14 protein-coding genes are annotated in these 13,295 nt (G+C 60.5%); 11 read left to right on the top strand and 3 right to left on the bottom strand.

The window, feature by feature from the left end; genetic code table 11:
* Positions 1-104 precede the first annotated feature (104 nt).
* Positions 105-1,424, top strand: coding sequence for a hypothetical protein (locus X265_RS13620; RefSeq protein WP_128965268.1), 1,320 nt, complete (start codon positions 105-107; stop codon positions 1,422-1,424).
* 27 nt (positions 1,425-1,451) lie between these two features.
* Here the strand turns inward: X265_RS13620 and X265_RS13615 are convergent, their stop codons facing one another.
* Together X265_RS13615 and X265_RS13610 are read right to left on the bottom strand one after the other, a co-directional pair.
* Positions 1,452-1,865, bottom strand: a complete 414-nt coding sequence (locus tag X265_RS13615) for a hypothetical protein (protein ID WP_128965267.1) — start codon at positions 1,863-1,865, stop codon at positions 1,452-1,454.
* On the bottom strand, positions 1,865-2,059 hold the full coding sequence (locus X265_RS13610) for a hypothetical protein (protein WP_128965266.1): 195 nt from the start codon (positions 2,057-2,059) through the stop codon (positions 1,865-1,867). The genes X265_RS13615 and X265_RS13610 overlap by 1 nt, the downstream gene beginning before the upstream one ends.
* A 189-nt stretch (positions 2,060-2,248) precedes the next feature.
* Here X265_RS13610 and X265_RS13605 point away from each other — a divergent pair, with 189 nt between their 5' ends.
* From X265_RS13605 to X265_RS13580, 6 genes are all read left to right on the top strand, one after another.
* Complete coding sequence (locus X265_RS13605; RefSeq protein ID WP_244659406.1) at positions 2,249-3,577, top strand: hypothetical protein; 1,329 nt, start codon at positions 2,249-2,251, stop codon at positions 3,575-3,577.
* A gap of 4 nt (positions 3,578-3,581) precedes the next feature.
* A complete protein-coding gene (locus X265_RS13600) occupies positions 3,582-4,760 on the top strand; it encodes a CgeB family protein (RefSeq protein WP_128965265.1) in 1,179 nt (392 codons plus the stop codon).
* Between the two features lie 123 nt (positions 4,761-4,883).
* On the top strand, positions 4,884-5,330 hold the full coding sequence (locus X265_RS13595) for a cupin domain-containing protein (RefSeq protein ID WP_128965264.1): 447 nt from the start codon (positions 4,884-4,886) through the stop codon (positions 5,328-5,330).
* On the top strand, positions 5,327-6,448 hold the full coding sequence (locus tag X265_RS13590; RefSeq protein ID WP_128965263.1) for a DegT/DnrJ/EryC1/StrS family aminotransferase: 1,122 nt from the start codon (positions 5,327-5,329) through the stop codon (positions 6,446-6,448). The genes X265_RS13595 and X265_RS13590 overlap by 4 nt, the downstream gene beginning before the upstream one ends.
* Entirely contained in the window at positions 6,445-7,212 is a 768-nt protein-coding gene (locus tag X265_RS13585) for a class I SAM-dependent DNA methyltransferase (RefSeq protein WP_128965262.1), read from the top strand. The genes X265_RS13590 and X265_RS13585 overlap by 4 nt, the downstream gene beginning before the upstream one ends.
* Positions 7,209-8,420 (top strand): glycosyltransferase, encoded by a 1,212-nt coding sequence (locus X265_RS13580; protein WP_128965261.1) that lies wholly within the window; start codon positions 7,209-7,211, stop codon positions 8,418-8,420. Before X265_RS13585 ends, X265_RS13580 begins: the two co-directional genes overlap by 4 nt.
* Positions 8,421-8,422: 2 nt before the next feature.
* On the opposite strand, the gene X265_RS13575 is transcribed toward X265_RS13580, so the two are convergent.
* Positions 8,423-9,886 (bottom strand): MATE family efflux transporter, encoded by a 1,464-nt coding sequence (locus X265_RS13575; RefSeq protein ID WP_128965260.1) that lies wholly within the window; start codon positions 9,884-9,886, stop codon positions 8,423-8,425.
* Positions 9,887-10,259: 373 nt separating this feature from the next.
* Here X265_RS13575 and X265_RS13570 point away from each other — a divergent pair, with 373 nt between their 5' ends.
* From X265_RS13570 to X265_RS40445, 4 genes are all read left to right on the top strand, one after another.
* Positions 10,260-11,219 (top strand): SGNH/GDSL hydrolase family protein, encoded by a 960-nt coding sequence (locus X265_RS13570; RefSeq protein WP_128965259.1) that lies wholly within the window; start codon positions 10,260-10,262, stop codon positions 11,217-11,219.
* A gap of 12 nt (positions 11,220-11,231) precedes the next feature.
* A complete protein-coding gene (locus X265_RS13565; protein ID WP_128965258.1) occupies positions 11,232-12,617 on the top strand; it encodes an MBOAT family O-acyltransferase in 1,386 nt (461 codons plus the stop codon).
* An 82-nt stretch (positions 12,618-12,699) separates the two neighbouring features.
* Positions 12,700-13,131 (top strand): SxtJ family membrane protein, encoded by a 432-nt coding sequence (locus X265_RS13560; RefSeq protein ID WP_128965257.1) that lies wholly within the window; start codon positions 12,700-12,702, stop codon positions 13,129-13,131.
* A gap of 9 nt (positions 13,132-13,140) precedes the next feature.
* Complete coding sequence (locus X265_RS40445) at positions 13,141-13,290, top strand: DUF5989 family protein (RefSeq protein WP_164938565.1); 150 nt, start codon at positions 13,141-13,143, stop codon at positions 13,288-13,290.
* The last annotated feature ends 5 nt before the right edge of the window (positions 13,291-13,295 follow it).

The raw sequence follows: 13,295 nt of genomic DNA, 5'->3' as shown, positions 1-13,295 counted from the left end.
ATTGCTGTAGATTCCCGCGCAAAACGAAGAATTCCGCGCCCTCACAAAGAGATTGAAGACAAGCATAAATTGCGTTAGCGAGGATGGGGAGCCGCAAGCCTGCGATGAAGTACGCCGTCCATTACGAGCCCGGAAATCGGCAGCTCGCCGCGCTCGTGTGTGCCTGTAGCGCGATCTGCTGCGCATCCCTTTTTTACGTCGCCACCCGCTATCCCGAATTCCATATCGCGTTTTATTCCGGATGGCTGCTTTCGGCAGTTCTCACCACGCTGTCGTTCGCCAGCCTCTCCTGGCTGTTTGCCGTTGCACGCTTCAGCCCCGGTTATCTGGTCGGCTTCTATCTTTATATCATGATGCTGGGTTTTCTCTGGCTCAATGCTTTCGCGCCACTTCAATACAACCACCTCTTGAGCGGAATATCCGCAGCCGTTTCGGCCGTGGCATTCCTGCTGCCTGCCCTGCTCATCCTCTCGCCTGTGTCGCAGATTTACGCCCTGTCGATTCGGTCCGTCGATCGGCTCCTCATTGCGATCGTGCTCGTTGCGATCGCAACGATCGCGGCCGGCGCAAGATACAATTTCAAGCTCGTCGGGTTGGATGACATCTATCAGTTTCGGGGAGAATTGGCGTTCCCGACCGCTCTCAACTACGCGATCGGAATAGTTTCGAGCGCCTTGCTGCCGTTCGCGTATGCCTGCTTCGCCTTGCGCAGCCAGTTCTGGCGCGCAGGATTCGTCATTTTGCTGATGCTGCTCTTCTATCCGATCACGCTTTCCAAGATGTCGCTGTTTGCGCCAGCATGGATCATCGGCCTGACAATCGCCTCAGGAATGTTCGGCTCGCGAGCGACGGTCGTCCTGTCGATCCTGGTCCCTGTGTCCCTCGGCGTGGCGCTCTTGTCTCTTCACACCAGCGGACTGCTGACCTCGAGCGTGGCGCCGGGGTATTTCGGTCTGGTCAACTTTCGAATGATCGCAATTCCATCATTGGCGATGGAATACTACAATCACTTCTTTGCGACGCACCAACTCACCTACTTCTGTCAGATTCGTCTGCTGGGCCCGCTGCTCGGCTGCCCCTATAACGAGCCGCTGGCAGTCGTCATGTCCAAATATTATGACGCCGGCGGTTCTTTCAACGCATCCCTGTTCGCAACGGAGGGCATCGCTTCGTTAGGCCCGGTATTCGCGCCGCTGGCGGCCTTCGTATGCGGCCTCATTATCGCGATCGCCAATCGCATGTCGACCGGATTGCCCAACAGATTCGTCCTGCTTTCTGGCGGCGTCCTCGGCCAGGCTTTTTTGAACATTCCGTTCACGACGACGCTCCTTTCTCAGGGAGCCGCCCTCACTTTTCTCCTTTGGTATTTGATGCCGCGAGACATGTTCAAGCTCGAGCCTGAGGATCAACATCTCGGGCGATGAACGCCGGCGCTCGGAAACTGAACCCGCTTATCGACGCTGCGCCTGATATGGGTCGCGCCCTCTGGGATCAGAAACCCGGTATGTCCGACCGTTCGTGTTGGGGTCGCTGTTGTCGCTGGTCGAGAAGAGCAGCATGTTCGTGCCGTGACGCCAGTACGAATAGCGCCCTCGGCCATTAACCAGCACATCCAAGTTCGCGCTATGCGCCGGTCCGAGCAGCGTGCCGTCCTCGTACAGCGCCAAGGTCGATTGTCCGCGATGATCCTCGTCGTCCGCGATTGCGCCAGGAAGCACGGGATAACTCATGAACGCGTTCGAGTTTGCATACCGAATAAAGGGTCCGGACAGAATCGCGTCCTCCGGATGCGGGCGCGTGTCCAGAATGAGAGCGACAGGAACATAAGCTGCCAAAAGCGCAACAACGGCCAGCAAGACGCGCATCAATTCTCCCTCTGCGCGATCGCCTGCGCCGCAGCGTAAGCAGCCATCATCTTGTTCGATGCCTGAAGCGACAGCACCCCGACACGACGACCGAAGAAGACATCCCACTCGGCATCCGTCAGCACCGGCATCCCCATTTCGGATGCAACGCGCCTGGCCTCCGATTCAACAACGGGATCAATCTGCTCGGCCATTGCTACGACATTGCCCAGTTTGACCGAACAGCTTCCTTTGGAAGAGATTTCATATTAGACGCCCAAGATGCGGCTAAATGAGGCGGGCTCCGCAGGCCCCTCGCCGGCTCGGGCCCGACGTTCGAGAATTGACAACCAACTCTGCACGACGTTGTGCCTCTGACCTGAATAAGATATCTGTACCGCTCAATGGGGCTTCTCGTCTATACTGAACAACATCAGGCCGCAGGCGTGACCAGCTGGCGTCGCAGCGATCAAAGCGTTGCGCTGCTCATCCTGTGCCATCTGGCCCTGGCCAGCATTTCGCTTATCTGCGTCGCGCGCCTCTATCCTGCATACCACGTCATCTTCAGCAGCGAGATGCTGCCCGCAGCCGTCGTCACGGTTGCGGCATTCGCTGTTCTGGCCGTTTTGTTCGCTCGCGCCCATTTCAGCTTCGGCTATTTTGCCGGCTATTACCTCTTCGTCATGATTGCCGGCTATCTCTGGCTCAACAATTTCTCAGAGTTCACCTACAACCACCGCCTCAGCGGCTTCTCGGCCGCCATCTCAATGGTGGTGTTCCTGCTGCCCGCCCTCCATCGGCCGACCTTGCCGCGACTGCTGACACTGTCTCCGCAGGCTTTCGAACGGCTACTGGGCTGCATCGTGGTGGTCGGGGCCGCCGCCGCGGCGATCGGGGCATACTACAATTTCAGGCTGGTCTCGCTCGACTCCATTTACACATATCGCGAGGCGCTGACCGCACCGACATTGGTGAACTACCTGGTCGGAACCACGACGACGGCACTCTTGCCCTTCGCATTCGCATGCTACGCGGTGCGTGGAAACCTCTGGCGGGCTTGCGCCGTTCTCGTCTTGCTGACGCTGTTCTATCCGGTCACGCTGAGCAAGCAGGCCTTCTTTGCTCCTGCGTGGCTCCTCCTTATGCTTGTGGTAACGCGGTTCGTGAGCTTGCGGCTCACAGCCATCCTGTCATTGTTGCTCCCGACAGCAGCGGGCCTGATTTTGGTGGGGCTTTACCACTACGGTCTATTGCCGGAACGGTTCGCCATGCCGGTCTTTCAACTGGTGAACCTCCGGATGGCAGCCATCCCTTCGCTTGCGATGGACTACTACAACGAATTCTTTTTCGCTCACGAGCTGACCCACTTCTGTCAGATCGGCTATTTGAAGCCGATCATGACTTGCGCATATCAGGAGCCGATAGCGGTCGTCATCTACAATTGGTTCGGCATCGGTGGCTACATGAACGCCTCGCTTTTTGCCACCGAAGGCGTTGCGTCGGTTGGCCCGCTGCTTGCTCCGATCTCTGCATTCGTGTGCGGCATCGTCATCGCCATCGCCAACGGCATGTCCGCCGGTATATCCCAGCGCATTGTTCTGGTATCCGGGGCGCTGTTGCCGCAGACGCTGCTGAACGTGCCGTTCACGACGGTGATGCTGACCCATGGATCCGTGCTGCTGTTTCTGTTGTGGTATGTGATGCCGCGCGACATAAGTGACCAAGCAGGCTAGCCGCATGCGCGTCCTCATCCTCAATGCCGACTATCCGCGCTTTCTGACCTGGCTGTATCGCCGCACCCCCGATCTCGCCGCGGCGCCGTACGCAGCGCAGATGAGGGCGCGCAATGCCAGCCTGTTCGGGGTCGCCGACTTCTACTCACGCAACTTTGCTGCGGCGGGCCACGCCGCCGCCGACATTCACGTGAACAATCCCTGGATGCAGGCCGCGTGGGCGCGCGAACACGGGCTCGCTTTTGACCCACCGCCGGAGCCAGGCACGCTGGCGCAACGGCAAACAATTCCCGGCGCACTTCAGCGGGTGATCGCACCATTCAAGCCGATCCTCAGGCCGCTGGCACGCAAGATGGGCCTGAGCCCGCGGCTGGATGCGCAGGCGGAAAGGATTCTGCTGGCTCAGATCGAGGAATTCAAGCCGGACCTCGTCCTGAACCAGGACGTCTTTCACGTCGACGCACGCCTCGCCCGGCAAATCAAGGGCATCGGGCGGCCGACCCTCGTCGGGCAGGTCGGCATCGTGCCCTCGCGCGGCGAGGACTGGTCGGCCTATGATCTGATGATCTCGCAGCTGTTCCAGGTCGTTCAGTCCTTCCGCAAGTTGGGAGTCAGAGCCGACGTGGTTCATCTGGCGTTCGAGCCTGAGATCCTCAACGCTCTTCCGCCGGCACCTGAGCGCAATATCGACATTTCGTTCGTCGGCATTGTGTCCGCTGATCACCAGCAGCGGGTGGCGCAGCTCGAGGCGGTCGCGCGGACATACGACTTGAAGCTATTTGGAAGCGGCCTGCACACACTTCCAGCCTCCTCGCCCCTGCACCGCTGCTATCAAGGCGAGGCGTGGGGCGTGGAAATGTATCAGGCGCTCCGCTCGTCACGCATCACACTCAACTCGCATATCGACATGGCCGGACGTGAGGCTGGCAATGCGCGACTGTTCGAAGCAACTGGCGCCGGCACATTTCTCCTGACCGATTTCAAGGACAACCTTCACACCCTGTTCGAGGAAGGCCGCGAGGTTGCGGTCTGGCGCTCGGTCGACGACTGCCTCGCGACGATCGATCGCTACCTCAGGAACGAAGACGAGCGTCGCGCGATTGCCGCCGCGGGACAGGCGCGGACGCTTTCGACCCACACGTTCAGGCGGCGCATCGAAGACATTCTCCGCTTCATGGGTTGAAACTCAGGGAGCGGCTGCGCGGGGGACCGTTCCGCCCTTGACGATACCGGTCAAAATAGCCAAAGTGCCGCTCAAAGCAGCGCTATGTTGCTATGATTTCAGCGTTTTTTCTTGAGGCCTCGGATGGAACACGTCGAACATGTCAGATTCGGCGAGCAGCTCTACGCGATCATCGTTCGCGCCTCGTTCCGCGAACCTGGCATCACCTTCTTCTCCTCGCCCGAGCTGTCGCAACAACTCGCCTTCATGAGCCATCCGGAAGGCAAGAGCATTGCGCCGCATCGCCATAACAAGGTGACGCGAGAGGTGCATTTCACGCAGGAAGTCCTCCTCATCCAGAAGGGCAAGCTGCAGGTCGACTTCTATACCGAAGCGGAGGAGTATTTGGAGAGCCGCATGCTCGGCGCCGGCGATATCATCCTGCTCTGCAGCGGTGCGCACGGCTTCCACGTCATCGAGCCGGTCGAGATGTTCGAGATCAAACAAGGCCCGTATGCCGGCGAGAACGACAAGACGCGCTTTCGCGAGGTGCCCGCATCCGAGATACGGGTCAAGGGTCCTGCGCTGTGACTTCCGCCTTCGTTCCCGTCAATACGCCGCTCCTCGATGGCAACGAGGCCGAGTACCTCGCTGAGTGCATCCGTACCGGATGGATCTCGTCGGAAGGTCCGTTCATCAAGCGCTTCGAGGAATCGATGGCGAGCGCCGCCGGACGGCGGCACGGCATTTCGGTGACCAATGGCTCTGTCGCGCTCGACCTCGCGGTTCACGCGCTGGGGCTTGAGCCCGGTGACGAAGTCATCATCCCGACCTTCACCATCATCAGCTGCGCGGCCGCCATTGTACGCGCGGGCCTCGTTCCAGTCGCCGTGGATTGCGATCCCGCAACCTGGAACATGACGATCGAAGGCGTCGAGGCTGCGGTCACATCGCGCACGCGCGCGATCATGCTGGTTCACATCTACGGCCTGCCTGTCGATCTTGCCCCGATCATCGAGCTTGCCCGCAACCGCGGCTTCAAGATCATCGAAGACGCCGCCGAAATGCACGGCCAGACTTATCGCGGTGCGCCCTGCGGCAGCTTTGGCGATGTCTCGACCTTCAGCTTCTATCCCAACAAGCATGTCACGACCGGTGAAGGGGGCATGATCCTCACCGACGACGACGCTCTCGCCGATCGTCTCGCCAGCCTTCGCAATCTCTGTTTCCAGCCGCAGCAACGCTTCATCCACGAAGAGCTCGGCTGGAATGCGCGTATGACCAACCTCCAGGCTGCTCTCGGCGTCGCCCAGGTCGAGCGCCTGCCGCGAACTGTCGAGATCAAGCGCCGCATCGGCCGGCTCTACGACAGCCACCTCGAGAACGTCGAGGGCATCCGCCGCCCCGTTCCCCGCACCAACTATGCCGACAACATCTATTGGGTCTACGGAATCGTGCTGAACGACGACGTTCCCTTCGATGCCAAGGAGGCCATGCGGCGCCTTGCCGAGAAGGGCATCGGCACGCGACCGTTTTTCTGGTGCATGCACGAGCAGCCCGTGCTCCGGCGCATGGGGTTCATGCTGAATGAGCGACACCCGATCGCGGAGCGCATCGCTCGCCGCGGCTTTTATCTGCCGAGCGGCCTCGCACTGACCGAGGATGAGATCGCGCGCTCCGCCCAGGCTCTGAAGGAGATTCTGGCGTGAGCGTGTTTGCCGACTACGCGCCGTGGTACGACCTCCTATACCGGGACAAGGATTACGCCGGGGAGGTCGATTTTGTCGAAGCCCGGCTGCGCGACCACGGTATCGCCGCGGGCAAGCTGCTGGATCTCGGCTGCGGCACGGGCGTGCATGCGATCGAGTTCGCGCGTCGCGGCTGGGACGTCGCCGGCGTCGATCTCAGCGCCGACATGATCGCCAGCGCGAACGCACGCGCGGCGCAGGCCGGGCTCGAGATCCCCTTCCGGCAGGGAGACGCCTGCGAGGCCGGCGCAGAAACCGGCTTTGACGCAGTCGTGTCACTGTTTCACGTCGCCAGCTATCAGAACGATCGCGACCGGCTCGAGGCGCTGTTCCGGACCGCCCACGCAGCGTTGAAGCCCGGCGGCGTATTCTTCTTCGATTATTGGTATGGCGGCGCCGTGCTGGCTCAAGGCGTCGAGACGCGCGTGAAGGTCATCGAGCAGCCCCCGCTGCGCCTGACGCGGATCGCGCAATCGGAGCACGACGAGCAGAAGGCAACGGTACGCGTGAACTACACCCTGTTCTGCGAAGACACCGAGCGCTCGACGATCCGGCGCGTCGATGAGACCCACCGCATGCGCTACTGGTTTCCGTTCGAGGTCGAGGCCTCGCTCAGGACCAGCGGGTTCGAGCCGGCAGGCAGTTATGCCTGGTTGTCTGGAGCCGCGCCCAACACGAAGGACTGGGCCGCCTATTCGATCGCGAGAAAGGCCGCGCAGCCGTGAAACGCTATCACGTCGGCATTTTCCTCGAACTTCCCCTCGACGTCGGCGGCGGTTTCCAGCAGTCGCTCACCGACATCATCTGGATGCGCGACTGGGCCAAGACCGCGGGTCTCGAGGTTACCGTATTCACGACACTGCCGGACAACGTCGCGATCCTCGCCGATCTCGGCATCAGCAGCGAATATCTGAAGCTCGGCTGGCTCGACCGTCTGTTCCTGTTCCTCAGGTACCTGGGACCGTTCGACCTGCTGCAATTCGCCCTGCGCGCGTGTGCGCCATTCGAGAAGAAGCTGAGCCGCGCCGGCGTCGACATCGTCTACTTCACCACCACGTCGAACTGGAACCTGGTGCTCTACAAGCTGCCGTTCATCATTACGATTTTCGACGGCTGCTTCCGCGACAGTCCTGAGTTCGACGAGGTTCGCGAGTTCGCCCAGTTCGAGCGCCGCGACATCGTGTGGCGCAGTGCCGCCACCAAGGCCGCCGTGGTCATCACCAACGCCGATGAGCTGATCGACATGCTGTGCCGGCGCTACGCCATGGAGCGCGATCACGCCGTCTGCATTCCGTTCTCGCCGTCCGTCTACGTGTCGCGACCGGGCACGAGTGAAGAGGCCGCGGATGCCGCGATCCTCAGCAAGCACGACCTCGAGCCCGGCTATCTGTTCTATCCGGCGCAATTCTGGTCGCACAAGAACCACGCGACCATCCTGCTTGCGATGCGCCTGCTCAGGGACCAGGGAGAGCGGCACACGCTGGTGCTGTGCGGCTCGGACCCCGGCGCGCGCACTGCGTTCGAGGCGCTGGTCGCACAATATGAGCTGGGCGATTCCGTGCGTATGCTCGGATTCGTTCCCTCGGCGGAACTCGGCGCGCTCTATCGCGGCGCCAAGGCGCTTGTCATGGCCACCTATTTCGGCCCGACCAATCTGCCGCCGCTGGAGGCCTGGGCGGTCGGCACGCCGGTGATCTATCCCGAAGCCTTCAAGGCGCAGGCCGGCGACGCCGCCGTTCTGTTCGACTACGATGATCCCGCATCGCTCGCAGAGGCCATCACCAAGGTTGGCTCGGCCGAGGAGCGCACCCGCCTCGCCGCGGCCGGCAAGCAACGGCTCGCCCATTTCGCCGAGCGGATCGACGAGGGGCATCGCCAGCTCGCCCGGCACCTGATGCGGCTGCGATACCGCCGCTACCCCCAAATCTACTGACGCTAGTTCGGCACCGCCGCCAGCACTCGCCCACGCACCCGCTCCATCAGAAGCGGGCTTGCTGCGATGGCAACGACCACGAGCCAGATCGCGCATTCCGTCAGGAAGCGCAGCAGCCCCGCGCCCGGCACAATGCCCCGGATCGCCAATCCAAGGCCCCATCCGCCGAGCATGATCACGGCCATGATCGTGATCAGGACCAGCATGTGGCGAACCGGATGGGCCAGCGTCTGCCGCACGATCACGAGCGTCAGGATTCCGATCTGGGTCAACAGATCGCTTGCGACGATCGCGATTGCGGCGCCGAGAGGACCAAGCCGGGGAATCAGCACGGCCGACAGGATCAGGAAAACGACCAGCTGCGCTCCCTTGGTCCGCACCAGCAGATCGCCCCGATTGCTATGATTGGCAAAGCCAAGAGCCATCAGCGACGGCGCGACGACGGCCGAGCCCATCAGCAGCGTGACGGTGAGCGCGGCATCGTTCGGAATGCTGCCATGCGTCCACAACGCGAAGAAATCCGACCAGAACGGCAACAACCCGCCGACGATCAGGCTGGCCATGGCAGTGATGAACAGCGATCCGTAGGCATAGAGGCCACGCAGTCGCACCTTGTCTCCAATCGCAAAATCATGGCCGAGCTCGGCGCCGATCGGCAACGTCATCTGGATACAGATGCCCCGTAGGAAGCTCGAGATGACGCGGATCAGGCCCCATTGCGCGACCGCCACGCGATCGGCAACCATCGCGCTGACCAGCAGCATCGGCGCGTTGGCGAGCGCAATCTCCGTCAAGTTGGCAACGGCGAACGGAAGCGCGAGGCGGAATTGTCCGGCCTTCCAGCGCCAGGACGATGACGCGACCGCTCGGCCGCGCTTCAGGAATGGCAGCTGGCGCGGCGCATCGTAGACGACCAGGAACAGCGCGAACAGGATCTGCGTCGCGACGTAGGTGATGGCGACCGCAAGCAGGCTGCCGAACCATGCGACCGCAATGAACTGCCCGATCTGTCCAACCAGCAGCGCGACGTTCTGCGACCAGACGGCGCGGCTGTATTTGCCGCGCACGCGATAGAGCCCCGAAACGAGATTGGCGGGCAGAGCGAGCAGCGTGCCGACGGTGATGACGATCATCGCGACATCGAAGCTCTGCGTCTTGTGAAATCCGAGGACTGCCGCGGGCGGAAACAGCTCGGTACCCGCAATCAGCAATACGCCGAGTCCTACGACGATCCCCAGATAGAGCCGCATCATGCGCGCGCAGAAATTCGCCGTGCGTCCCTCGCAATCGGCGCAGGCCTTGAAGGCGAGAAAGCGGTTGATGGCGCGAAGCTGCAAACCGGCGTCGGCGACAACGACGAGGCTGCCGGCCGCATAGAGCGCGAGCCAGGCCGCAAGCGTGTCACTGCTCCAGAAATGAAGGAAGGTCGGGATCAGGAGAAGCTGCTGCGTCAGAGCAAGCAGCATCTGTACAAGGTTCGCGGACCAGCCGTGAACAAGCCGGTAGAAACGCCCCCCCTCGCGTCGGGGGCCGTCGGTCTTCCCTCGCGGATCAATCTGCGTACCGGTCAAAACGCACCCTTCATGGCAGACGAGCGAGCCGCATGGCAGTGGCACGGTTGCAAAACCGATCCTCGTCGGACTGACAGATCTAAGCTGGCTCTATAGCGGGAAGTACCGGGGAGCGCGACGGGATTGTGGATTGAAAGCGCCCCTCAAGACGGATAGACAACTTGGGAAACGACACCCAAATCCATCGGCGGGCCTACCGGGCCTTAGCGGGCAAAAATTGGCTCGCCGGCGATCGGCAAAATCACGAATTTCCGAACGGTTCTACAGCATGCGCAAGCAATTCGTCTTCTCGGCAATCGCATTCGGCCTTTCGTTGCTGGTTTCCGTAGTCGCAGCCGAAGGCATCCTGCGCCTCAAGAACAGCTCTATGAAGAACTACGATATCGAAATGTGGCGCTACGCCCGAGAGCTGAAGACTCCTAGCCCCCAGCCTGAGCTGGGACATGACCACATCAAGAACGGTTCCGCGATACTCCAATCCGTGGAAATCCGGACGAACGACTGGAAGTTGCGCGGCGGGCCCGTATTGCCGCGCAATGAGGTCCAGCGCCGTATCCTTTTCCTGGGCGGCTCCATCACCCTCGGCTGGGGCGTACCGGAGAACGAGACGGTCACTTCTCGCATCCAGACTGCCCTGCGTGAGAAGGGCGAGAGCGTTGACGTCCTCAATGGCGGTGTCGGCAATTACAATGCTGAACGATACGTTCAGCGGTTCTTCTCGGAGCTCGAAGGACTGAAGCCGACGGATATCGTCGTACACTACTTTCTTCGCGATGCCGAGCAGCTCGACCCCAGTGCGGGAAACTGGTTCTTGAGGAACAGCGAGCTTGCCGTGACGATCTGGATCGCAGCAAATCGCGTCTTGCACAGGTCCGGCGAAACGTCGCTGATCGAGCACTATCAGAAAGTCTATCGCGACGATCAGCCGGGCTTCATCGAAATGCAGCGTCAGCTTCGCGAGCTCGCCGACTATGCAAAGAAGAACAACATCCACCTTTATTTCGCAATGATGCCCGACGTTCATAATCTCAAGAACTATCCGTTCGGCTTCATCCACGATAAAATGCGCGCCATCGCGCAGGCCGATGGCTACAAGTACGTCGATCTTCTTCCGGCGCTGAGCAATCTGTCGCCCGAACAGATTTGGGCGATGCCCGGCGATCCGCATCCCAATGCATTGGGTCACAAATTGATGGCCGACGCCATTCTTCCCGTTCTCGATCCATAATCGCGAAACGAGATGCTTTTCTCCGATCCGGTCTTCGGCGCCTTCTTCGCCTTGTATTTCGGCGCTCATCTTGCGACGCCGCCACGCTATCGTCTCTACCTTTTGATCGTCGGGAGCACGATCTTCTACGGCTGGTGGAAGATCGAGTATATCTGGCTGCCTTACCTGCTCAGCGCAATCGCATGGGGCGGCGTGCTGTTCATTGCGCGAGCGAAGGCGCCGGAAATTCGAAAGCGGCGCCTCGTTGGTACTTTGATTCTGCTTTTCGCTCCGCTGATCGCATTTAAATACACGCACTTTCTCGTCTACGATGTGCTCGGGGCATCCGCGCATGGATCTGACGACAGGTTTCGCTTTGCGCTTCCTCTCGGGGTGTCGTTCGTCACGTTCACTCTCACGGCTTACGTGGTCGACACTTACCGAGGCCGCTTCCCTCCCGTCCGCAGATTCACGGAGATCCTCGGCTACGTATTGTTCTTTCCCCATTTGATCGCCGGGCCGATTCTTCGACCGAACGAGTTTCTGCCTCAACTCTCGAAGATGACGCGAGCGTTAGGTGCTCGCTTCACTCTGGGGATGGCCCTGTTCGTTCTGGGTCTCTGCAAAAAGCTGATCTTTGCTGACGCGATCGCTCCTTACGTCGACGCGGTCTACGCGCAGGGCCCCCACGGCAGCTATGACTATCTGCTTGCGATCTACGGCTTCTCGATTCAGATCTACTGCGATTTCAGCGGCTATACCGACATGGCGATCGGCCTCGCTTATCTCCTTCGCATTCGCCTGCCGCAGAACTTCAGATCGCCTTACAGTTCGGGCTCGATTGTCGAGTTTTGGCGCCGGTGGCACATCACCTTGTCGTTCTGGCTGCGCGACTATCTCTATATCCCGCTGGGCGGCAACCGGCTCGGATTTGCCCGCCAGATCATCAACCTCATGATCACCATGCTCTTGGGTGGCCTCTGGCACGGTGCCAACTGGACCTTTGTCATATGGGGAGGCCTGCACGGCTGCGGGCTTGCGGCAAACCATTTGCGCAATCGCTATTGGCCCGATTTCAAATTGCCTCGTTGGCTCGGCATCATCGCCACGTTCAACTTCGTGACGCTCGCTTGGATCTACTTTCGCTCACCCACCCTTGGAGTGGCCAAAGATATCCTTGCGGGACCCTTCATGGGAACCTCGTCAGACGCTTGGGCCTTCCTGTCGGACCATGCTTACCCCATCGCCCTGATCGTCGTGTTCCTTGCCGCCCATCCCTTTGATAGCCATGCGAGAATTCGGCTAGCCCTCAAGTCCGCACCGATATCCGTGGTGTGGGCTCTGCTGTTGGTGCTTGCCACGCTGGCCATCGCGCTCAGCCAGGGCAGCTCTGCCAAATTCATCTATTTCGACTTCTAAGTGATTGAATTCGCTTTCCATTTGCCACCAAGATAAAACGCCTGTATCTAGAGCCCGCATTAAATTCCGACATGCTGGGCAAATGACGAACGGCAATCACCACGAATTCGGCGCGCGCAGTCTTTCGGTCGGAACTCCATCAAACCGATCCTTCGGGCTTGTGTTCACCGTCGTCTTTGCCGCCTGGGCCGGGCATCTGGCCTATCAAGGCAAGATGACCTGGATGGTCGTTGCTCTGCTTGCGGTGGTGTTTGGTGTCGCCGGCGTGCGGAATGCCGCCTGGCTCAGCCCGCTCAACAGGCTGTGGATGAAGTTCGGCCATCTGCTGTCGCTGATCGTCGCGCCTATCGCGCTCGGTATCCTGTTCTTTCTCGTCATCGCACCGATCGGTTTTCTGGCTCGCGCGTTCGGCAAGGACTTCCTTCACGTCAAGAAGGACCCAGGCAAGTCCTCCTACTGGATAGCGCGCCAACCTCCTGGGCCGGACGCCGCGAGCATGCATCATCAGTTCTAGGAGATCATCTTGTCGTTTCTCGCTGAGTTTTGGGCATTCTTGCGCGTGCGCAAGAAGTTTTGGCTACTCCCCGTTCTGGTGATGATGGCGCTGCTGGGCGGGTTGATCGTGCTCAGTCAGACGAGCGCCGTCGCGCCGTTCATTTATGCCTTGTTTTAGCCGCC

Origin of the sequence: Bradyrhizobium guangdongense (assembly GCF_004114975.1) — a bacterium.
Lineage (GTDB): Bacteria > Pseudomonadota > Alphaproteobacteria > Rhizobiales > Xanthobacteraceae > Bradyrhizobium > Bradyrhizobium guangdongense.
The sequence above is the reverse complement of the archived record's forward strand: the minus strand, read 5'-3'. Positions and strand labels throughout refer to the sequence as shown.

What these genes read in the sequence shown, in the direction of transcription:
- X265_RS13620 (WP_128965268.1), top strand. Translation starts at nt 105, where the DNA reads ATGAAGTACGCCGTCCATTACGAGCCCGGAAATCGGCAGCTCGCCGCG.
- X265_RS13615 (WP_128965267.1), bottom strand. Translation starts at nt 1,865, where the DNA reads ATGCGCGTCTTGCTGGCCGTTGTTGCGCTTTTGGCAGCTTATGTTCCT.
- X265_RS13610 (WP_128965266.1), bottom strand. Translation starts at nt 2,059, where the DNA reads ATGGCCGAGCAGATTGATCCCGTTGTTGAATCGGAGGCCAGGCGCGTT.
- X265_RS13605 (WP_244659406.1), top strand. Translation starts at nt 2,249, where the DNA reads ATGGGGCTTCTCGTCTATACTGAACAACATCAGGCCGCAGGCGTGACC.
- X265_RS13600 (WP_128965265.1), top strand. Translation starts at nt 3,582, where the DNA reads ATGCGCGTCCTCATCCTCAATGCCGACTATCCGCGCTTTCTGACCTGG.
- X265_RS13595 (WP_128965264.1), top strand. Translation starts at nt 4,884, where the DNA reads ATGGAACACGTCGAACATGTCAGATTCGGCGAGCAGCTCTACGCGATC.
- X265_RS13575 (WP_128965260.1), bottom strand. Translation starts at nt 9,886, where the DNA reads ATGCTGCTTGCTCTGACGCAGCAGCTTCTCCTGATCCCGACCTTCCTT.
- X265_RS13570 (WP_128965259.1), top strand. Translation starts at nt 10,260, where the DNA reads ATGCGCAAGCAATTCGTCTTCTCGGCAATCGCATTCGGCCTTTCGTTG.
- X265_RS13565 (WP_128965258.1), top strand. Translation starts at nt 11,232, where the DNA reads ATGCTTTTCTCCGATCCGGTCTTCGGCGCCTTCTTCGCCTTGTATTTC.
- X265_RS13560 (WP_128965257.1), top strand. Translation starts at nt 12,700, where the DNA reads ATGACGAACGGCAATCACCACGAATTCGGCGCGCGCAGTCTTTCGGTC.